The organism is Geoglobus acetivorans (assembly GCF_039641995.1).
Classification (GTDB): Archaea; Halobacteriota; Archaeoglobi; order Archaeoglobales; family Archaeoglobaceae; genus Geoglobus; species Geoglobus acetivorans.
In genome coordinates this window covers 271,755-290,563 of record NZ_CP087714.1, presented here as the reverse complement: position 1 = coordinate 290,563, position 18,809 = coordinate 271,755, and the positions used below count along the sequence as shown (strand labels likewise).

Here is an 18,809-nt window from a genome sequence, read left to right as displayed (position 1 = left end):
AAGATTAAAAATAATTTATTAAAAATAATTTCAATTTTTTATTGGACTGTAAATTGCTTGCTTGCCGAAATGATGTAGCCATTCATATAGTAGGGCTTCGTTGGATCCACCTTTGGAGCATCACGCATGATGTACACTTTCAGCGTGTAATTTCCTGGAACCCAGTTTGTTGTGTCAATTGGAATCGTGAAATATTCAGAGGAATATCTCCAGTCCAGGAAACTCTGACCCCACTCTCCGTCGTTGGGTAAGAGGCCATCCTTGAAGATCACCTTGCCAGCCTCATTGACGATTTCATAGTAACCACTCTGGAATTGTGTACTGTAGGCTTTAACCGTGATATTTATCACGGCAGTTCCGGAGATGGTTGCAGGCATATCTATGTTAATGGATTGCGCGAGTATTGGTGGGGCATATTTTACGTAGTGTGGGTCTGTACTTTCCCTCACACCCCCATGACACGAAGTTCCTCCTCCACAAGAACTGTATCTCAACGCCATCCCCTGGGATATCCCTGGAGCATGGAATGGAGCATCATCGGCATTCATGCTGTAATGACAATCATTGCACAGATTTCTTCTTGTAACTTCATTCGTCCTGTAATCCTGGTTGAAGCTTGGAAGTGCTGCCACATCTCCGAGCGGGGACTTGTAGTGGTATCCATAGCTGACAAGATGACATGACTTGCAGTCATTTAGACCATGCTTAAAGGACGATATCTGGACATCTGCCGGCACAGTAACGGGAGTTCCATTCACATGGCAGTCTTCACAGCTGTAAACATTGACTCCCGCAATGGGTTTGTAATCCGGAGAGAACTTACCGCTTATGTTGAAGTGACAGGTCGTGCAGTCCTTGTCTGTCAGATTTGCGTCGCCATCAACACCTGCGTGCCTTCCAAGGGCATTCACGTCAACGTAAGCCACGCTCTGGTTGGTATGGCACTGCACACACCCACCAGCAGCAGCCTTGACGTCGTGTGCAAGCTGCGTAACATTTGCGGCATCTGGATTGTGGCAGGCTGCACAGTTTGAGGCTCTGTAATCTCCGCCGAGGAAATCATGGCTGACCCAATCCGTGCTTAACGGTGTTCCAGCGATGCTCGGCGGTGCAGGCGTCCAGTTATTTCCTGCGTAGTTTGGAGAGTCAGATGCATGGCAGGCTGCACAGACCTGACTGTTAAGCGCTGAGGTGTCAGCTATTGCCGAAATTTTGCCAAGTGCTGTCGTGTTGTGTTTGGTGTCCCCATGACAGTACTCGCACGCCTGATTGCTGTTAAGCCAGTAATTTCCCCACTTCTGGCCCGTTGAATGTTCTGTCCATGCAACATGTGGAGCAGTTAAGGAGTATGAGGAGAGAACCTGAGACACGTTAGCAGTTGCGTGACAGGTGTAGCAGTCCACCGCATTGGTTGGCTGGTATTTGACAAAACTTCCGTTTTTCTGGAGATATTTGATACCATGTATCTGCGCCTTGCCAAGACTGTCTGACGGATCCATGTGGCAGACAAAGCAGTCCACAGTTCCGTTGTGTTTCATCTTCCCTCCTGAAGAGTGACAGTCAAGACACATCTGTGAGGTCGTCAGAGACTTCTTGATCAACGTAGAGTCGTGCATTCTGCCGTAACCGTGGCAGAGGCCGACACAGTCAGGTGAATTCGGCGAATCTGAATGATCTGGCACACTGGAGCTGAATGCATTCCGCATCACGTCTGCAAATACCGTGGTTGTGTTCTGATGACAGTACGAGCAGTCCACATCAAAGGTATCATACTGAGAGAGTATCAGAAGATCCACTCTCTTCTTACCATAGTGGCTGACCGTAGACAGATTCGTTCCGGAAGGGCCGTTGAACGTTGAAAGCATTTCATCCTTGCCATGGCAGTCCACACATGCTGCGCTCACCTTTATGCTTGACCCGTTGGCGAAGTGATTTGACACTACAGGAGCATTAAACGACCCACCCAGATGGCAGTCCTCGCACTGTTTCGGATTTCTGAATGCTGTCGTATCATGTGATGGCGGTTCGCTGCCGTTGTAGTGACACGCCCAGCATGCCCCGACCACTGCAGGATAACCTTTGGATATCGCCGAATTTGCGTTCAGCCCCGAATGTATGCTTGAATTGAATGCAGTCACATCCACGTTCGGTGCAAAACCGCCGGTGTTGTGACATTCGATGCAGTTTCCGGCCTTCGGTGCTTTGACGAGATGCGCATCCTGACCGTGACATCCAGTACAGTTCGTTACACTCTTGCCATGCTTGTATCCATGACAGCTCTGGCACTGTTCATTTTCAGTATAGCTGTTTGGCTGGCTTGGATACGGCTTGGTATTGTTGTGGGCAGCGTTATGACAGCTGAGACATGGAACGGTCTTCTGAGCGGTGTGAGCTTTCGCAGGCTCTCCGGTGTTGACATCATAGGAATAAACTGAGCGATATGTGCCACCAACTGCATAGCCCGTGGTCGTCAGGATAGAGCTCAGATTGAAGTTCTTAACGGGATGGCAGGTGTCGTAGCAGCCCGGAACATTCGGTCTCGCATATCTCACTGTAGAGCTTTCGTGGCAGCTCTCACACTCAACCTTGTTGTTGTGAATACCGGCAGGATATGCGGTGTAATCCAGCCTGTTGTGAGGAACTGCATCGTAGCTCTGGTGACAGTAAAGACACTGCCCGTTCTGTATGACCATAACATGCTTGCCTTTCTTGGGGTTGCTGTGGAAGTCGTAGCCCATCACAAACGGAGATTTTGGCGTGTAGGTGCCATGCTGTGTTAGTTTTTCATTCCCGTGACACCACGCACATCCCCACCAGTTGTAAACAAACTTTTCCTCAGCTCTGAGAGCGCCGTATTCTGCAACGACTTTCCAGAAGCCATAGAAGTTAACGTTGTTCAGATCGAAGCTCACCTTCGCCAGACCAGCAGAATCCGTATTTGCGGTCTTCTGAGCCACAATGGTGCCATCAGGAGAAATCAGTTTGAAGGTTACCGGAACACTGGCAACAGGAGTTCCGTTCATCACAAGAGCGTAAGCCGTTACTGTCGTTGCCCTCCCATACCACCAGTCGCTGTTCCAGACCTTCGGGGGAGTGCTGAAGCCTGATGCTGCCCTACCGCTGTTTGGATCGTCAAGAACCGACAGCCTGTCAAGAGAGAGTTTCAGCACCTGTGCCTGGCTGGGCACGGGAGCCGGACTTGGAGTGGGTGTGGGAACTGGAGTGGGGCTTGGTGTTGGTGAGGGTGCCGGAGTTGGTGTCGGTGTGGGCGATGGCGCAGGTGTGCGGATCGGAGTTGAAGCAGTTTCCCCAAAGAAGAAATGTGTGCCTGCCTTGATCCCGTTTTCAGTTTCAACTCTGAGCGAAGCCCATCTGTCAGGGTAGAGGTGGTCGGTGAGATAGCTGCCCAGATAAAATCTGAAATAAAGCTCGCTGTCCGTAGAGGATATGACATCCACTGCGTCACCATCCAAGCTCCTGACATTCCCCGCCCAGTTGCTAATAAGGACTTTTTTGACCCTGTCTTTTTTCGTTGTTTTAATTTTGACGTAAATGTAATCTCCCTTCGTAAAGCTCTCGCTTTCCACCCCGTCCTTGTAGAGTCTGATACTTCCGGTATCTTTGCTGCCGACAATAACAAAGCCCCAGACCTTTTTAATCCCTTTTTTGGATGTTATTTCATAGTAAATCCAGCCCTCCCTGTCCGCTGTCCAGTAAGCAACATAGTAATCATTTTTTTTCGAGAACCGCAGCTCCCTGAACTTGTCCCCCTGGAAATCGTAAAGCTTTATCTTCAGATGTCTGAGGTGGCTGGTGTAGCTGTAAACCCTGAACTCCACAGTATCTCCTTTTGAAAAACTCAGCTCTGGAACTCCGTTTTTCAGTATAACCACTTTTGCAATGCTGCCTTCGTACTCTTGCGCCGAAGTGGTTGCTGCTATTGCAACCCAGAAAACGAGTGCAAAGAGTATTATCCCCGATACTCTCAGCTTCATCAATGCTTTCTATCGACAACAGGAATATAAAATTTCCTCTTTCATGAACGAAAGAATTTTCATAATCATAATGATTAGGTTTCTCATAATAATAGAGTGTACGAAAAACATTCAAAAAAAGGAGATAAGAGTTATGGCCAGCCTCCCGTACCCCATGTTGTTGTGGTAGTTCCATTATAAGCTATACCGCCAGTACCTTCAGCATTGCCCCAGACTGTTGTATTCACACTGCCATTTGCATTGTAGTTCTCGGTTGTCCACTTGCCCATAATCAGGGTTACGTTCAGTTCGAGACTTGAAGCGTGAGTCCAGTTAATCCTGACCGCAACGTGAGTGTGGCAGGCTATGCAGGCCTCATTTGCGGAGTCCATCAAGCTATCGTTCTTAGCATCCAGTACAAACTGACGGTGGGCAGCATATGTCCCAGTGTCCCAGGATTCTCCAGTTAGACCAAACCCTCCTGCCTTGGGAGGGCCCGAAATATCTACATGACAGGTGTTTGAACAACTTCCACCCATTTTATTCAGTTCACCCGATATTTCAACGTGGGCATGCGAATCCACAGTGGTGTCCTTAAGCCCACCATGACATGCGAGACAGCCAATGGTGGAGGCTGCATGAGCTCCCCACTCGGATCCAGTTGAAGTTTCGCCATTAACATTCCCGCTTGCGTAACCTGTGGCTATGGCCCTGTGGCACATTGCACAAGTGAAGTTTTCATGGTACGGGTTGTTTTTCAGCTCTTCATAGACATCTGCATGGCATTTTTCACACGGAACGTCATTGCCCTCGGTGTCTATAGTGTACCAGTCATGCTGTCCAGCGAAGAGTGAGACAGTTGAGGGTAGAATGATAGTACCAACTGTGACTATTGTCATTGCAGCCAATAGGAGTTTTATCATTGCATTGTCCCCCTTATTTATTTGTCAGGGAAGTATTAAAAACTTGCCATTGAATAAAAACAATTTCAAATCTATAATACAAAAATATTTTAGCGCAAAAACCATACAACACTGCTGTACCAACAAATAGAAAAAATTAGAAAATTTTTGGGAATCCTGTTACCTCTTTACCACTGACCGTTACCCCAAGGTATGGTCGTGGTTCCATTATTGACAAAACCACCAGTACCCTCAGCATTGCCCCACACGATTCTCACAGCAGTTCCATTTGCACGGTAGTTTTCTGTCGTCCATCCACTTCCTGTATTGGTGGCGTTGAATTCAAGACTTGAAGCGTGAGTCCAGTTAATCCTGACCGCAACGTGAGTGTGGCAACCAATACATGCTTCGTTCGATTCGAGCAGCAGATTTGTTCCATTTGCTGAGGTGTCAGCCTTAGCTGAGTTTACCCAGTCTTTGTGCGCCGCATAAATTCCTGTATCGCCAGTATAGTTCGTCAGGTTAAATCCACCCGCAATAGGGGCGTTCGGATAGAGCGGAGCTCCAGACGAGTCGGTCCCATGGCACCACATACAGCTAACGGTTGCCGCAGCGTGTGCTTCCTTACCGGCCTGCCAACCAGACCCAACATTTGCACTACCGTTTGCGAATGTTATGCCCCTCACATTCTTTGGCGCAACCTGGTGGCACTCCATACAATCCTGCTCATCCACAGCGTTTTGCTGTCCCCAATTCTTCCAATGATATTCGCTGTTTTTCAGCTCCTCATAAACATCCGCGTGACATTTCTGGCAGGGTACATCATTCGTGTCATTTTCCAAGTTGTACCAATAGTGCTGCCCAGCGAAAAGCGAGACCGTTGAGGGCAGAAGGAGAACGCCAACCGCAATAAGCACGATCATCCCGAGCAGGATTTTCCCATTCATTCATCCACCTCCAATTTCATACAATAGATATTGAGACACCAATGTTTATATCGTTTTCGCATCTGATGTAGAACGTATCGAAAAATTAATTATTCGGTGAGAAAAAGAAGATACAATGAGAACCATTGACAATGTGTCCACTGCTGGTGCAGTTCTGGTGGGTGCAACGGTTTTTGCGGTTTCACTTTACTCACTCTACGCAGATTACACCTCATTTAAACCAACACTCAACATAGCTGTCGATCTGGCACTCCTGTTTCTCTCCGCCATCATAATAGGCGGTTCTCTGAACCTGAGAAAAAGGCTTACGGGGTACGAGGTTGCTGCCGAGAGGGCTTTTGACGAAGTCGTTTACAGCAGATTGAAGCCAATCATCGATGAGGTCGCAATAGGCATTGTCGAGATAAATGCGCTGAGAAAAAAGGTTGAGGACGTTGAAAATAAGATTTCCGTGGTGGAAAGACTCGCAACAGAGCAGAAATTGACCCCAGAATACAAGGTAAACTTCTACTTCAGGGCTTTGATTGCCATGCTCTTTTACCTTGGAACGTTCATATTCATGACCCAGTACACATTACCCTACCTCCATCTCGTGACAATCCTGCTGTTCATATACTGGTGGCTGTTCATAACCCACGAGTTCGAGATATTCAACAAAGGTGAGGCTCTAATCATGTTCGCCGCCCCAGTGCTGATTGCACCATCATCATATCTACTCCTCAGAGTTTTCATTGGCACGGCAGCAACACAGGCAATCATGTTTCTGATTTCTGGCGTTTATGCATATTACTACTACAACCTCGCAAAGGGACTTGTCGGTGGCGAGAAGAAGAAACTCTCAGAGATTCTCAAAATTACTTTTAGAAAAAAAGATTAATCTATTAGATCCCTGTAGGTGAGATACAGATAGCCTGCAACCCCCATGACAATTATGGCAATGGCGTATGTCCGGAACAGATCAATAAGCTTCTTGTAGAAGTAGTATTCCTGTCCGAATGGAGTAATGTCCCTCATCTCCTTGGCATCGAGGATGAAGTAATTTCCCACACCCTTAACGACGACGGGTTTGCCGAAAATCATGACTGCCTCAGCTTTGATCTTGCTGAGAGGCACGGGTGAAGAGTCCGGTCCGGATGCATCACCACCAGTGTAAACAAGGTCTCCTTCAACCTTCAAAACCCTGTGGGTGACCGGAAGCATGACATCAGGCCTGTCGAACATTACAATGTCTCCTGGCTCGGGATGGACGGAGATGCTCTGAAATAGAACCATGTCACCCCTCTCAAACGTTGGAGACATGCTGTTTGAAATCACCGCCGCCCAGAAAACCTTCATTGTCAGACCGAAATAAATCAGCACAAAGAACACCACGAGTTCAGCAGCAACAACAAGACGTCTTTTTCTGGCGTCCATTTTTCTCTTCTCGATTTCATGCACACGTCTTGAAACCCGCCTTACAGAGAGTTTTGTTCTGAATTCATCAGAATAGTTGTAAAAGAGAATAATAACAAACCCCGAAAGTAGTATGAGGAGCTGGATTTCAATCACAGGAACCACCCTGCCAGCACAAAAATGATCTGCACCACAAGATAAAGCAAGACCACATCAATTGCCAGTTTAAACGTCTCTTTATTAAATTCTATTTTGTTCCCGGATTTTCCAATATTTTCGGAAGTTTCTTCAGCTCTTTCAAGGGCTGCCCTCACAATGCTCTCCGGAAGATCCAGCTTCCCCGCAATCCTCTCAGGATCAGTCACGCCCTTTTCTACCATCCTGCTGACCAATATTTCATAATCTGAGGCTGTCATCTTCTCAGATAGATCCTGAATATTATCAGAACTGCCAGCAATCCGGCCATAGCTACCAGCAACCCTGCGTTTTCCCTTTCGGGCTTTTCCTTTTCAGGAGGTGGTGTTGCGGTTGCATTCTGCTGGGCAGTCAGGTTCTTTGCAAAGAATACCTTGGACAGATCACTTCTGTCCAGCGTAACCCTGTACGACCCCTCTGATTGGGGCGTGTAACCGATAACAATGTGTTTCTGTTCCGCAGGGTAGAAATCGAGGATTTCATCGTAAACGGGCTCGTTATTGACGTAAACCTGGACCGGCGCTTTTCCGGCTCCACCTTCGTTCTTCACGTCGAATGAGATTGTTACATTCTCACCCACAGCCACGAGAAAGTCGCTGACACTCAGATTGCTGTACTTCAGTTCGGGGGGCAATTTCAGTTCAGTTTTCAGCTTTATGGATACCGTTTTGTTCACACTCGTCAGATCGTAAAAACTGCCGAAAAGAAACTCGTCCCCGCTGAATCCGTAATCCCGTACAATCTCGCCTCCATCCCAGTAATAATCCGTTATATCCAGAACAACATTCCCCCCATTCTCAACATAACCTGCGAGAGGAGCCAGATCTGGCCTGTCGGAAACATAAAAGACAATATCGGCTTTGTCGAGCTCGTAATCCTCAAGTACACCAACATACACAACCGGTGCCCCGTTCAGTTTCTTGATGTAATCCAGCAGCAATGGGAGCACGTTCTCAGCCCTGCTGTCGCTCCTGTAATAAAGACCGATCCTCATCTCGTTTTTGCCATTGTTTTCCCAATTGTGCCATATGTATGCAAGGATGTTGCTGAGCATCTTCGCAGCGTTGTCCCTGTTCATGACGTAAGCAGCGCCCATGTCAAATGATGGTTCCTTGCCATCAAGACCGCTTACCCCTCCACTCCCAAGAACATAATTATTTGACGATAGAACAATCAACCCTTTCCCATCCTTCGCAACCATAACGGGGCGATCAAAAAGATAGGGAGGAATGAAAACTGGAAGAGTCTTCAGCTCAGCAGTATTGTCCCAGTCGGGAACAACTTCGAGAGTGTGATCTCCTATTTCAAGCTGCGGGATCGTGAACTCCACTCTCTCTGCACTACCGGGGCCAAGTGAGACCTTCTGCTTAGAAAAAGGAGTGCCATCAATAAGCAACCTCACATAAAATTCAATTTTCTCATCATTCGGGTTGAGCACTGTGAACTCAAGTGAGTTGTTCATACCTTCCGGAAGAATTTTTGCCTTTAAACCGGAATCAAAAAGATAAACCCGGGGATCATAGTTGTCTACAAGAGTGAAGTAAAGTTCTTTTTTGACGTAATCAACATCCTCCCTGCTAACTTTCGAAAGATCAATACTTGCCTCACCCTTCGAGATGAGTTCATTCAAAAAGTTATCATATTCGTTCTTCACCATTGTTGTATTCAGAACGTCGAAAGCATACACCACAACCTTGTATTTTCCTGTAACCCAGCCCTCCGGAATTTTCAGCTCATAAACGGCATACACTCTGTCAGTGTAGTCTGTCCCGCTTTTGCTTATCACCGTTCCCGAAACCGGATACCCCTCGGGATCATAAACAACATAGACGAAATCCACCGCATAAGCTCTGTAGTGGTTGACTCCCTCTACCTGAGCATAGATTCTCAGGTAGTCTCCTGGTTCAAATGGGTATGTTCGTTCTATGTATTTGCCATAACCATCAACGTGATCAACGAGCTTTATATGAAAATCACTGAGAGCAGACACGGGCTGGAAGAACAAAATACTGACAAGTATCAGAATTATGGAAAACGAGATGATTCTCCCCATCACGCTGTGAGTTTGGAAAAAAGATATATATAATTTATTCGAATACGGGTGTCTGTGAGGAGAAAGTTTACAGGGTTATCCATAAAACTGATGCTGATTGCAGTAATTTTCCTGGCAGCTCTGCCTGCATCTGCTCATGCCGAGGATCTTCTGAGCAAATACAATGGACTGATGGCAAACTGGCATAAAGCGAAGATATGTATGCCCTGTCACATCAACACCCTTCCGCTAACCCAGCTTGATGAATTCAGCAAATGCACGCCATGCCACAACCCCAAGCTGGATATGAGAGATCCACAGCAGGTAGAAAAACTGCATACAGTGAATATATGCATAAAATGCCACGTTGGCAGTACATACAATTCAAAAAATCTCGGACTGAAGGTCCATGAACCCCATAAAAAAATTCAGTGCAGCAAGTGTCATGGTTCAGAAGCTCCGTTTTCGGTGCCGAGTGCCAAGCTGTGCAATGAATGTCATGGCTCCAATCCCCACAGCGTCCATTCCAAAATACTGAATGATGTATGCACTTACTGCCACTCAGAGAACATAAAAGACTATTTCCCGGCTGCCAAAGAGGTGATTTCAGCTGCACCACAGCCCACACCAACAGAAGAAAAAGAACCAGAGTCCCCAAAAATCACGAGCATCTCTGATCTTATATTCTGGATCCTGAACCTTTTCTTCTGAATGGATTCCCAATTTCCCAACTCAAAACATGCGGCAACCATTTGAAAAACTATTTAACCAAGACCCATCGCTTTTTTCCATGCTCTCCCCATTTGAGATCAAACTCCTCAAATCACTCGAAAAAAATAGAGAATACACCATTGAAGATGCCGCTGAGATTGCCGGAATGAAGAAAGACGCTGTAATAAAGGCCATTTACCTGCTCGCAGAAAAAGGATTCGTCGAAATTGAGGAAAAACTCTGGAAAGAATATGAACTGACTGAAGAAGGGATAAAATACCTGACCGAGGGACTGCCAGAAGAAAAACTCATTTCAGAACTGAGGGAGAGTAAGAAATCAATAAAGGAGCTTGAAGAAAAGTTTGGAAAAAGACTGGTTGGTATTGCTCTCGGAAACCTCAAGAAAAAGGGCGCAATAAAAATCGAAAGCGGTGTTGTTGAACTCATTTCAGAGCCTCAGTTTTACGAGAAAGCTGCACTTGAAAAAATTTACAGTGACAGGACCGCCAAGCTGGATGAGAAAATCCTGAGAGAGCTGAAGAAAAGGAAGCTTTTAAGGGAGGAGCAGTTCAAGGAAGTATCCTTCAAAATAATCAGAAAACCCGATATCGAGTTGAAGGAAAAAATTTCGGACGTCACTCCTGAAATCCTCATCTCAGGAGCATGGAAAGGTAAAGAATTCTTGGAATACGACATAAGAATTCCCTCGAAAGAAGTGTTCACTGCCAAAATTCACCCATACGAGAGAATAATAAGAGAATGCAGAAAGATCTTTCTGGAAATGGGCTTCACGGAGATAAAGGGCCATTACATCCAGCCAGCATTCTGGAACTTCGATGCCCTCTTCCAGCCGCAGGATCACCCCGCCAGAGAGATGCAGGACACGTTCTATCTGGATGGGTACGTCGAGCTTGAAGGAGATGCTGTCGAAAGAGTTAAGCTAACGCATGAGGATGGATGGGTGACTGGCTCCAGGGGATGGGGTGGAAAGTGGAGTCCTGAGAAGGCAAAACAGCTCGTGCTGAGAACCCACACAACTGCCATAACAATCCACTACCTTGCCCTGAACCCCGAACCACCAGTTAAAGCGTTCTGCATAGACAGAGTTTACAGGAGAGAGACGATAGACGCTACTCACCTTCCTGAATTCGACCAGCTTGAGGGCGTTGTTCTCGACAGAGACGTTGGATTTACTGACCTGCTTGGCCTGCTGAGAGAGTTTTTCCACAAGATGGGTTTTGAGGATGTGAGATTCAGACCGGGTTATTTCCCGTACACCGAGCCGAGCGTGGAACCGGAAGTCTACGTTGATGGTTTGGGATGGGTCGAGCTTGGAGGAGCAGGGATATTCAGAAAGGAAGTTACCGAACCGCTTGGAATAAAGGGGAAAGTCCTTGCCTGGGGCCTCGGAATTGGCAGACTTGCAATGCTCAGGCTTGGAATGAAAGACCTGAGAAGACTGTACATACCAGATATTGGCTGGCTGAGGTCCCTGCCAGCGATAAAAAGGTAAATGCTCTTTTCTGATTTTTCCAATTTTTCGCCATGTTTATAAATCAAATGGACTTTAGATTCTGTAAAAATCCCTTGACTGTGATACGATGCCGAGGCCGCACACAAAATTCGCCATCCTGATCCTTGCCGGAGTTATTTCGTTTTTAGTCGGCATCAGCACAGGCTCATCAAAGATCGGTCTGAATGAGATACTGGGCGTAATTTCAGGTGTCGAGAAAGAATATGTAGCAAACATACTCGATTTCAGGTTGAGGCGCACCCTTCTCTCAATACTCGTTGGAGTGGCATTATCTTCGTCAGGATGTGCCATGCAATCCCTCTTCAGAAACCCCTTAGCGGATCCATACATCATAGGAGTTTCAAGCGGAGCGAGTGTTGGGGCTGCAATTGCAATTCTGACCGGACATGGTTCTTCTATAAACATAATGGCCGCAGCTTTCATATCTGCCATAATTACAGTATTTGTTGTATATAACCTGGGAAAGGATTCCACATATTCTCTCCTGCTCGCAGGTGTGGCGATGGCCACATTCCTTTCGGGAGTTACATCACTTCTCATATACATCTCGGGACAGAGTCTGCATCAGGTTCTCTTCTGGATAATGGGTGGATTCTGGAATGCAAACTGGTTTAAGGTGAAAATCGCATTTGTGGGGTCCCTGATAGGTGTTGCTATAATCCTGTACAATTCGTGGAGGCTGAACGCCCTTTTGCTTGGAGAGGAGCATGCGCTGAGCGTGGGAATAAACATCGAACGGCTCAAGAGAGAAATTATCGCTGCCACCGCTTTTCTGACGGCAATTGCAGTATCGGTAAGCGGGGTCATAGGCTTCGTAGGCCTGATAATTCCGCACACAATGAGGTTGCTATTCGGAGAGGACAACAGGGTGATTGTTCCGACATCGATTCTCTTTGCATTCACATTCATGCCGGCAGTGGACACGGTTGCCAGAATTGCTGTTCCTGGGGAACTTCCAGTAGGGGTGATTACATCACTTCTCGGCGCCCCATTTTTCATTTATCTCCTGAGGAGGAAGAGGTATGAAACTAAGGGTCAGTAACATCACTGTCAGGCTAAACAGTACTGAAATACTCAAAGAGGTGAGTTTGGAGATACACAGAGGAGAATTCGTAAGTCTGCTTGGACCAAACGGCAGTGGTAAATCAACAATACTCAGAACAATCTACGGCATTCTTAAGCCAACCGGAGGCGCAGTATATCTGAATGGAAAAGAGCTGAATGGTGCCGGTTTTGAGGAGGTTGCAAAGCTCATAGGGTATCTGCCCCAGGAGCAGTCTGAAGCCAATCTGAAAGTTCTCGATGTTGTTCTGCTTGGGAGAACCCCATACATAAGAATAAATCCAGGCAAAGACGATTACGCACTCGCAATGAAGGCCCTCGAACTCGTCGGAATGGAAAATTTTGCACATAGGAGATTCTCAGAGCTTAGTGGTGGTGAGAAGCAGAAGGTCATGCTTGCGAGGATCTTCTGTCAGAACACAGATTTCATGCTTCTCGATGAGCCCACCGCACATCTTGATGTCAAAAGCCAGCTTGAAATTCTGGAAATTGTGAAAAAAATGGTGAAAGCCGGCAAAAGCACCCTCATCTCTCTGCACGACATAAATCTCGCCGCAATGTTCAGCGACAGAATTCTCATGATCAGGAATGGTAAGATCATCTATGCCGGTACTCCGGAAGAGGTTATCCGGCCCGACAGGATTGAGGAGGTCTTCGGGATTCGAGCAGAGGTTATCAGGCACAACCAGAGAATTCTTGTAATTCCGGAGGTTGTCAGATGAGGTACAGAATTGATGACGACACCCTTATCGTAGAAGGCAAATTTGACGCCATAAGCTCGGGTCTGAAGGGTGGCTGGAAAGAAGTTGGCAGCATATTCAACCACACGGTTTCGGATGATTTCTGCGATTCTGATCCAATCCATTATCTCGAAACCGTTGCAGAAAGGCTCGGACTGAAAAATTACTTTGGATTGCTTACATCAGTTCCAATGGACAAACTGGCAATCGTGAAAAAGGACGAGGTTACGGCATTCGTAACTGCAGGGGTCAAAAACCCCAACGAAGTCATCGGGACTATAAACATTATCCTGATAATTGATGCAGGACCATCAGATGGTGCGATGGTGAACGCCATAATAACCGCAACCGAGGCAAAGAGTCATACCCTTCTGGAGATGGGCTACAGCTTTACAGGGACAAACACAGATGCTGTTGTGGTTGCAAGGACTGGTGGCAGATATTACGAGTACGCTGGCCCTGCAAGTGACCTCGGGAGCAAAATCTGGTACTGCGTAAAAAGAGGAGTTTCAGAGAGTTTGGGCAGATGGTGACAGGAGAACAATTCGTTAAAGTTAAATACAATTTTCTTTACCAAACATCAAAAAAAATTTAGAGGTGGTATGGAATGGAGTGGAAAAAAATTTTCATATTCCTGACACTGGCTGCACTGATCCTCGTATCAGGCTGCGCAGATACCAAAAGCCCGGAGATGCAGAGCAAAACCGGTGAAAACATCAAAACCGAAAAATTTCCTGTTACCGTTACCGACGACTTTGGGTTCAACATAACAGTAGATAAAAAACCGGAGAGAATCATTTCTTTAGCGCCATCAAACACAGAGATCCTGTTCGCTCTTGGCCTTGGGGATAAAATAGTGGGGGTTACGGAATACTGTAACTATCCTGAAAAGGCAAAAGAAAAACCCAAGGTTGGGGGATACTCCACAATAGACATCGAGAAGGTACTCAGCCTGAAACCGGATCTGGTCGTTGCATCGTTTGGAAATGGGGAAGAGACGATACAGACTCTCAAGGAATATAACCTGACAGTAATAGCGCTAAATCCAAAAGACCTCAAAGGAATAATGAAGGATATTGAAATGCTCGGTAAAGTCACCGGAGAGGAAGAAAACGCAACCAAGCTCATAAAAATGATGGAAGACAAAATTGAAACCGTGAAAGCTAAAGCCGAAAAAATGGAATCGAAACCAAAGGTTGCCCACATCCTGTGGCATGATCCTATTTACGTCAGCGGTAACGGCACATTTGTAAACGAACTGATAACCACTGCAGGAGGACAGAACGCTTTTGGAGACATTGAGGGCTGGAAGGTTGTGAGCATTGAGGACCTGTACTCCAGAGACCCGGACATAATCATCGTGAACAGTGGCGATGGCATGAATGCAAACGGTGAAAACATCATATACAAGTGGGTTACAAGCGAACTTAAAGATCTCAGAGCCGTGAAGGAAGGAAAAGTATACATAATAAACTCTGACATGATATCAAGACCGTCATACAGGCTCGTCTATGCTCTCGAGGAGATTTCAAACATAATAGCTGAAAATAGTGGTTAAATATCAATTTCAGTAGATTTTTTTGTATTTTTCTTTATCTCCCTTGAAAGTCGCATCCATCCCAAGTTTTGAGGTGATGTTGTCCTTAGCAGAGGGGTCAAGGCTGCTTCCTCTCGCATTCGTTATCACCACCAGGTCTCTGTCCGCCTGAAATCTCGTTGCAATTGCATACTCAACATCCTCCATACTGTAAATGTCAATGTCATCATCCACCACAACCACATGCTTCAGGCTCGGGTGGGCTGAAAAGGCAGCGAGTATCGCATTCTTTCCATCTCCGTCAGTTATCTTCTCAATCTGGACTATTGCATGGAGGTAATGCCTGCCTCCAGCAGTCATAATTACATTCCTCACCCTGCAAACCCTCGCCACGGCTTTGTAAATTTCGGGTTCGTAGGGTATGCCCATCAGGACCTGATGCTCGTAGCCCGCTGGAGTTATCGAGTAAAACATGAAGTCCTCCTTTGCGTAGATAGCATCCACTTCAATTACCGGAGCCTTCCTTACCCGATCGTATGTGCCAGTTATATCTATAAAAGGCCCTTCATCAACCATCTCCCCGGTTATCCTCCCCCTGATAACTATTTCGGATTCAGGAACGTGTATGCCATCAACGTTGCTCACCTCAAGTGTTTTCATCAGTGAAGAGGCATAGTGGTATTCCATGCCCTCATCAACCCTCGTTGCTGCTGCAAACATGAATAGGGGGTGTGGTGAGATGGAAATGGCAATTTCAAGATCATCGCCGCTATCAACGGCAGATTTCCATCTCAAAAAGGTGTGTCTTGGAGGTACGAGTCTGACAGCCATCCTCTTTTTGTCAAGAATGAGCATTCTGTGGAAGCTCGCATTGTAACTTCCATAATCGTTACCATTTCCTGTAACGATAATGCCAGCGGTGATATACTTCCCAGCATCATTCTCAAAATACTTCGGAACAGGCAGATCTTCCAGACTGTCAAGTTCCACATAATCAACATCCCTTTCAACAATCCTGCCACCCATTTTCAGATTCGCAAGATATTTTGCGAGATCAGAAACGCAGATATCCATATAGCCGCATAAAAGCTCTCTTGTTGCGAGAAAGTTCGTGGCAACCTTTTTTCCCTCAACGTTGATGATGGCAGGAGTTTTTTCAAGTCCCCGCTCTCCAATAAACCTCACAACATCCTCATGACCGATTTCCTCTTCAAAGACTCTGTAACCGGCATTCTGGATCGCATCCCTGAAATTCATAAAAATAACAGCAGGGAAAATTATAATAATTTTATTGCAATTTTCAGCTTATGCCATCGTCAAGAATTCCGGGATTCTATAAGATGAGTGTTCATGAAAGAATAGAAAAGATTTCCGAATTTGCAGAATTGACTGAAGAAGAGAAGAAGATGCTCCTCGAAAAGGGTCTTCCCTTGGAGATAGCTGATAGAATGATCGAAAACGTCATAGGTACTTTCGAACTTCCTTTCGGGATAGCAACGAACTTCCTAATTGATGGAAAGGACTACCTCATCCCCATGGCCATCGAGGAGGCGAGCGTTGTTGCCGCCGCAAGCAACGCAGCAAAAATGGCGAGAGAGGGAGGGGGATTCACAACAGACTATTCAGGGAACTTAATGATCGGCCAGATTCAGGTTGTAGGTCTCAAAGATCCGTATTCTGCAAAATTCGAGGTTTTGAGAAACAGAGAGGAGATCATAAAGCTTGCAAATGAACAGGACCCCATTCTGGTTAACCTGGGCGGTGGGTGCAAGGACATAGAAGCGAGAATAATCGAAAGCATTAAGGGAAAGATGCTGGTTGTCCATCTGATTGTGGACGTTAAGGATGCAATGGGCGCAAATGCAGTAAATACGATGGCAGAGGCTGTTGCTCCCCTCATTGAGGACATAACTGGAGGGAGGGTATATCTTAGAATAATATCAAACCTTGCAGTTTACAGACTTGCAAGAGCAAGAGCGGTTTTCAAAAAGGACGCAATAGGAGGAGAGGACGTCGTTGAGGGCATAATGAATGCCTACGCTTTTGCGGAAGCGGATCCTTTCAGATGTGCCACCCACAACAAGGGGATAATGAACGGAATTTCTGCAGTGGTTATAGCAACTGGAAACGATTTCAGGGCGGTTGAAGCAGGAGCACACAGCTATGCTGCTCTTAGAGGCTACAAACCCCTGACGACATACGAAGTAAATAAGGACGGAGATCTCGTGGGAACAATCGAGCTGCCAATTGCGGTGGGAACAATCGGCGGTGCGACCAAGGTAAACCCCTTAGCTCAGCTGAGCCTCAAAATTCTCGGGATAAATACTGCAGAAGAGCTTGCGAGGGTCATGGCTGCTGTTGGACTTGCACAGAACTTTGCAGCTCTGAGAGCTTTGGCCACAGAAGGAATACAGAGGGGACACATGGAGCTGCATGCGAGAAACATCGCAATTATGGCCGGAGCCAGCAAGGACGAAGTGGATCAGGTCGTTGAAGAGATGCTAAAAGCCGGAAAGATAAGGATGGATGTCGCCAAGGAAATCATAGAAAGGCTGAGAAGCTAAAACTGACCTTTAATTATTTTTGAATTCCCTACAGGACCTCCACAAAAAACCTCGCAGGCTCTATCCACTCGCTCCTGCATTTCGGGCATCTTCCAGGATTCATTTTTTCAAACTCAAAGCCGCACTTTTTGCACACTGGCGGAGACATGAGCAGCATTTTTCCCTTCCTCTTCAGAACTTTCGATGCCTTCTTCAATGCTTCATAAACCTCTTTTTCTCTGGAAATGTCTATTTCCAAGGCGTGACAGATTTCTCTGGCAGTTAATGGCCTTTCCTCAATGAGTGCAATAATTCTCTCAAGCTGCACAATTTAACGCAGGTCTGTGCATAATATAAAATCTGCCTTCAATTCATCAGTAAGTAAAGCGTCAAAAACTTACTGCATCATGAACCAGTAGGGATGTGCAGAAAGAGTTCTACCTCACCTGTCCCCCGGGACTCGAATTTGTTTCATCCTGCGAACTGGAAAATAAAAAGCTTGGAAAAGTTTTCGAAAAAAAAGGACAGGAAAGGGGAGGGTGTTCTTCAGATCAGACTGCGAAAAAATACCCCTAATGCACTGCATGCTGAGAACAGCTGAATGGATAGTCCTTCTTCTCGAAAGAGATGAAGCTGAAAATTTAGAAGACATATACAGAATTGTCAGGGGTGTGGACTTCTCATTCATCCGGCCAGACTGGAGTTCTGCCGTTAGAGCCACACGGGCCGGAGATCACGACTTTACATCCATAGATATTGGAAGGGCAGCGGGAAAAGCCGTAATCGACAGCTACAAAGAGAAGAGATGCACAAAGCTCAGGGTAAACCTGAACGAACCGAATGTTATTGTGCAGTGTGATCTGACAGGCACAGACTATATGGTCGGTATGGACATGACAGGGACAGAGGACTCCACAAAAGGAGTTACAGGACATACCATCATCCAGCACCGCTCAACCCGGTTATAGCCGCATCCCTCATACACATTTCAGAATGGAGGGAAGAGAATCACTGCTCGACCCCTTCTGCGGGAGCGGAACAATTCTGTTCAAAACAGGGATGATTGCAAAAAAACATTCCAATTATCTGCTGGAGCCATGATTTTTCCACCCCGGCACAGCCCCAATGTGCATCTTGCACACGAACAAATTTCAAGTGAAAAATATAAAAAATATCTTAGAAAAATACTTCCTCGGACTGTTGGACAAAAAAATTAAATAATTCATGGCTCACTTTTTCC

At 46.3% G+C, this 18,809-nt stretch carries 18 protein-coding genes; 10 read left to right on the top strand and 8 right to left on the bottom strand.

The genetic code is table 11. From position 1 onward, the window contains the following. Positions 1 to 38 precede the first annotated feature (38 nt). The 3 genes from LPQ35_RS01660 to LPQ35_RS01650 all read right to left on the bottom strand — a co-directional run bounded on the left by LPQ35_RS01660 (position 39) and on the right by LPQ35_RS01650 (position 5,823). On the bottom strand, positions 39 to 3,995 hold the full coding sequence (locus LPQ35_RS01660) for a multiheme c-type cytochrome (protein ID WP_193806472.1): 3,957 nt from the start codon (positions 3,993 to 3,995) through the stop codon (positions 39 to 41). Positions 3,996 to 4,126: 131 nt separating this feature from the next. Further along, positions 4,127 to 4,897 carry a hypothetical protein gene (locus LPQ35_RS01655; protein WP_193806474.1) on the bottom strand — a complete coding sequence of 257 codons (771 nt, stop codon included), beginning with the start codon at positions 4,895 to 4,897 and terminating at the stop codon, positions 4,127 to 4,129. A 167-nt stretch (positions 4,898 to 5,064) separates the two neighbouring features. Continuing rightward, the gene (locus LPQ35_RS01650) at positions 5,065 to 5,823 is read right to left on the bottom strand and encodes a hypothetical protein (RefSeq protein ID WP_193806476.1); all 759 of its coding nucleotides are present in this window, start codon (positions 5,821 to 5,823) and stop codon (positions 5,065 to 5,067) included. 115 nt (positions 5,824 to 5,938) lie between these two features. On the opposite strand from LPQ35_RS01650, the gene LPQ35_RS01645 reads away from it, so the two are divergent. Beyond that, positions 5,939 to 6,700 carry a hypothetical protein gene (locus tag LPQ35_RS01645; RefSeq protein WP_193806478.1) on the top strand — a complete coding sequence of 254 codons (762 nt, stop codon included), beginning with the start codon at positions 5,939 to 5,941 and terminating at the stop codon, positions 6,698 to 6,700. On the opposite strand, the gene LPQ35_RS01640 is transcribed toward LPQ35_RS01645, so the two are convergent. Genes LPQ35_RS01640 through LPQ35_RS01630 form a run of 3 tightly spaced genes read right to left on the bottom strand, consistent with a single transcriptional unit; the run spans position 6,697 to position 9,463 of the window. Next, entirely contained in the window at positions 6,697 to 7,371 is a 675-nt protein-coding gene (locus tag LPQ35_RS01640) for a signal peptidase I (RefSeq protein WP_193806481.1), read from the bottom strand. The genes LPQ35_RS01645 and LPQ35_RS01640 overlap by 4 nt on opposite strands. Next, the gene (locus LPQ35_RS01635; protein WP_193806483.1) at positions 7,368 to 7,631 is read right to left on the bottom strand and encodes a hypothetical protein; all 264 of its coding nucleotides are present in this window, start codon (positions 7,629 to 7,631) and stop codon (positions 7,368 to 7,370) included. The genes LPQ35_RS01640 and LPQ35_RS01635 overlap by 4 nt, the downstream gene beginning before the upstream one ends. Next, positions 7,628 to 9,463 (bottom strand): CARDB domain-containing protein, encoded by a 1,836-nt coding sequence (locus LPQ35_RS01630; RefSeq protein WP_193806484.1) that lies wholly within the window; start codon positions 9,461 to 9,463, stop codon positions 7,628 to 7,630. Before LPQ35_RS01630 ends, LPQ35_RS01635 begins: the two co-directional genes overlap by 4 nt. A 54-nt stretch (positions 9,464 to 9,517) precedes the next feature. On the opposite strand from LPQ35_RS01630, the gene LPQ35_RS01625 reads away from it, so the two are divergent. From LPQ35_RS01625 to LPQ35_RS01600, 6 genes are all read left to right on the top strand, one after another. Then, the gene (locus LPQ35_RS01625; protein ID WP_193806485.1) at positions 9,518 to 10,153 is read left to right on the top strand and encodes a cytochrome c3 family protein; all 636 of its coding nucleotides are present in this window, start codon (positions 9,518 to 9,520) and stop codon (positions 10,151 to 10,153) included. 79 nt (positions 10,154 to 10,232) lie between these two features. Next, the gene (locus LPQ35_RS01620; RefSeq protein ID WP_193806486.1) at positions 10,233 to 11,666 is read left to right on the top strand and encodes a phenylalanine--tRNA ligase subunit alpha; all 1,434 of its coding nucleotides are present in this window, start codon (positions 10,233 to 10,235) and stop codon (positions 11,664 to 11,666) included. 88 nt (positions 11,667 to 11,754) lie between these two features. Continuing rightward, complete coding sequence (locus LPQ35_RS01615; RefSeq protein ID WP_193806487.1) at positions 11,755 to 12,729, top strand: iron chelate uptake ABC transporter family permease subunit; 975 nt, start codon at positions 11,755 to 11,757, stop codon at positions 12,727 to 12,729. Further along, on the top strand, positions 12,710 to 13,471 hold the full coding sequence (locus tag LPQ35_RS01610) for an ATP-binding cassette domain-containing protein (protein ID WP_193806488.1): 762 nt from the start codon (positions 12,710 to 12,712) through the stop codon (positions 13,469 to 13,471). The genes LPQ35_RS01615 and LPQ35_RS01610 overlap by 20 nt, the downstream gene beginning before the upstream one ends. Then, positions 13,468 to 14,022 (top strand): adenosylcobinamide amidohydrolase, encoded by a 555-nt coding sequence (locus tag LPQ35_RS01605; protein ID WP_193806489.1) that lies wholly within the window; start codon positions 13,468 to 13,470, stop codon positions 14,020 to 14,022. Before LPQ35_RS01610 ends, LPQ35_RS01605 begins: the two co-directional genes overlap by 4 nt. 74 nt (positions 14,023 to 14,096) lie before the next feature. Further along, the gene (locus tag LPQ35_RS01600; protein WP_193806490.1) at positions 14,097 to 15,047 is read left to right on the top strand and encodes a helical backbone metal receptor; all 951 of its coding nucleotides are present in this window, start codon (positions 14,097 to 14,099) and stop codon (positions 15,045 to 15,047) included. 9 nt (positions 15,048 to 15,056) lie between these two features. Here LPQ35_RS01600 and LPQ35_RS01595 read toward each other — a convergent pair whose 3' ends face one another. Next, positions 15,057 to 16,283 (bottom strand): UbiD family decarboxylase, encoded by a 1,227-nt coding sequence (locus tag LPQ35_RS01595; RefSeq protein ID WP_193806492.1) that lies wholly within the window; start codon positions 16,281 to 16,283, stop codon positions 15,057 to 15,059. A 50-nt stretch (positions 16,284 to 16,333) separates the two neighbouring features. Here LPQ35_RS01595 and LPQ35_RS01590 point away from each other — a divergent pair, with 50 nt between their 5' ends. Then, positions 16,334 to 17,590, top strand: coding sequence for a hydroxymethylglutaryl-CoA reductase, degradative (locus LPQ35_RS01590; protein WP_193806494.1), 1,257 nt, complete (start codon positions 16,334 to 16,336; stop codon positions 17,588 to 17,590). A 28-nt stretch (positions 17,591 to 17,618) separates the two neighbouring features. Here LPQ35_RS01590 and LPQ35_RS01585 read toward each other — a convergent pair whose 3' ends face one another. Next, positions 17,619 to 17,897, bottom strand: a complete 279-nt coding sequence (locus tag LPQ35_RS01585; protein ID WP_203218940.1) for a transcriptional regulator — start codon at positions 17,895 to 17,897, stop codon at positions 17,619 to 17,621. A gap of 211 nt (positions 17,898 to 18,108) precedes the next feature. Here LPQ35_RS01585 and LPQ35_RS01580 point away from each other — a divergent pair, with 211 nt between their 5' ends. Further along, positions 18,109 to 18,537 carry a THUMP domain-containing protein gene (locus LPQ35_RS01580; RefSeq protein ID WP_193806497.1) on the top strand — a complete coding sequence of 143 codons (429 nt, stop codon included), beginning with the start codon at positions 18,109 to 18,111 and terminating at the stop codon, positions 18,535 to 18,537. Next, a complete protein-coding gene (locus LPQ35_RS11175; RefSeq protein WP_428832254.1) occupies positions 18,534 to 18,632 on the top strand; it encodes a hypothetical protein in 99 nt (32 codons plus the stop codon). Before LPQ35_RS01580 ends, LPQ35_RS11175 begins: the two co-directional genes overlap by 4 nt. Positions 18,633 to 18,809 lie beyond the last annotated feature (177 nt).

Bases quoted from the DNA above. Each gene is read 5' to 3' on its own strand.
- LPQ35_RS01660 (WP_193806472.1), bottom strand. From the start codon at position 3,995: ATGAAGCTGAGAGTATCGGGGATAATACTCTTTGCACTCGTTTTCTGG.
- LPQ35_RS01655 (WP_193806474.1), bottom strand. From the start codon at position 4,897: ATGATAAAACTCCTATTGGCTGCAATGACAATAGTCACAGTTGGTACT.
- LPQ35_RS01650 (WP_193806476.1), bottom strand. From the start codon at position 5,823: ATGAATGGGAAAATCCTGCTCGGGATGATCGTGCTTATTGCGGTTGGC.
- LPQ35_RS01645 (WP_193806478.1), top strand. From the start codon at position 5,939: ATGAGAACCATTGACAATGTGTCCACTGCTGGTGCAGTTCTGGTGGGT.
- LPQ35_RS01635 (WP_193806483.1), bottom strand. From the start codon at position 7,631: ATGACAGCCTCAGATTATGAAATATTGGTCAGCAGGATGGTAGAAAAG.
- LPQ35_RS01630 (WP_193806484.1), bottom strand. From the start codon at position 9,463: ATGGGGAGAATCATCTCGTTTTCCATAATTCTGATACTTGTCAGTATT.
- LPQ35_RS01620 (WP_193806486.1), top strand. From the start codon at position 10,233: ATGCTCTCCCCATTTGAGATCAAACTCCTCAAATCACTCGAAAAAAAT.
- LPQ35_RS01615 (WP_193806487.1), top strand. From the start codon at position 11,755: ATGCCGAGGCCGCACACAAAATTCGCCATCCTGATCCTTGCCGGAGTT.
- LPQ35_RS01610 (WP_193806488.1), top strand. From the start codon at position 12,710: ATGAAACTAAGGGTCAGTAACATCACTGTCAGGCTAAACAGTACTGAA.
- LPQ35_RS01605 (WP_193806489.1), top strand. From the start codon at position 13,468: ATGAGGTACAGAATTGATGACGACACCCTTATCGTAGAAGGCAAATTT.
- LPQ35_RS01600 (WP_193806490.1), top strand. From the start codon at position 14,097: ATGGAGTGGAAAAAAATTTTCATATTCCTGACACTGGCTGCACTGATC.
- LPQ35_RS01595 (WP_193806492.1), bottom strand. From the start codon at position 16,283: ATGAATTTCAGGGATGCGATCCAGAATGCCGGTTACAGAGTCTTTGAA.
- LPQ35_RS01590 (WP_193806494.1), top strand. From the start codon at position 16,334: ATGCCATCGTCAAGAATTCCGGGATTCTATAAGATGAGTGTTCATGAA.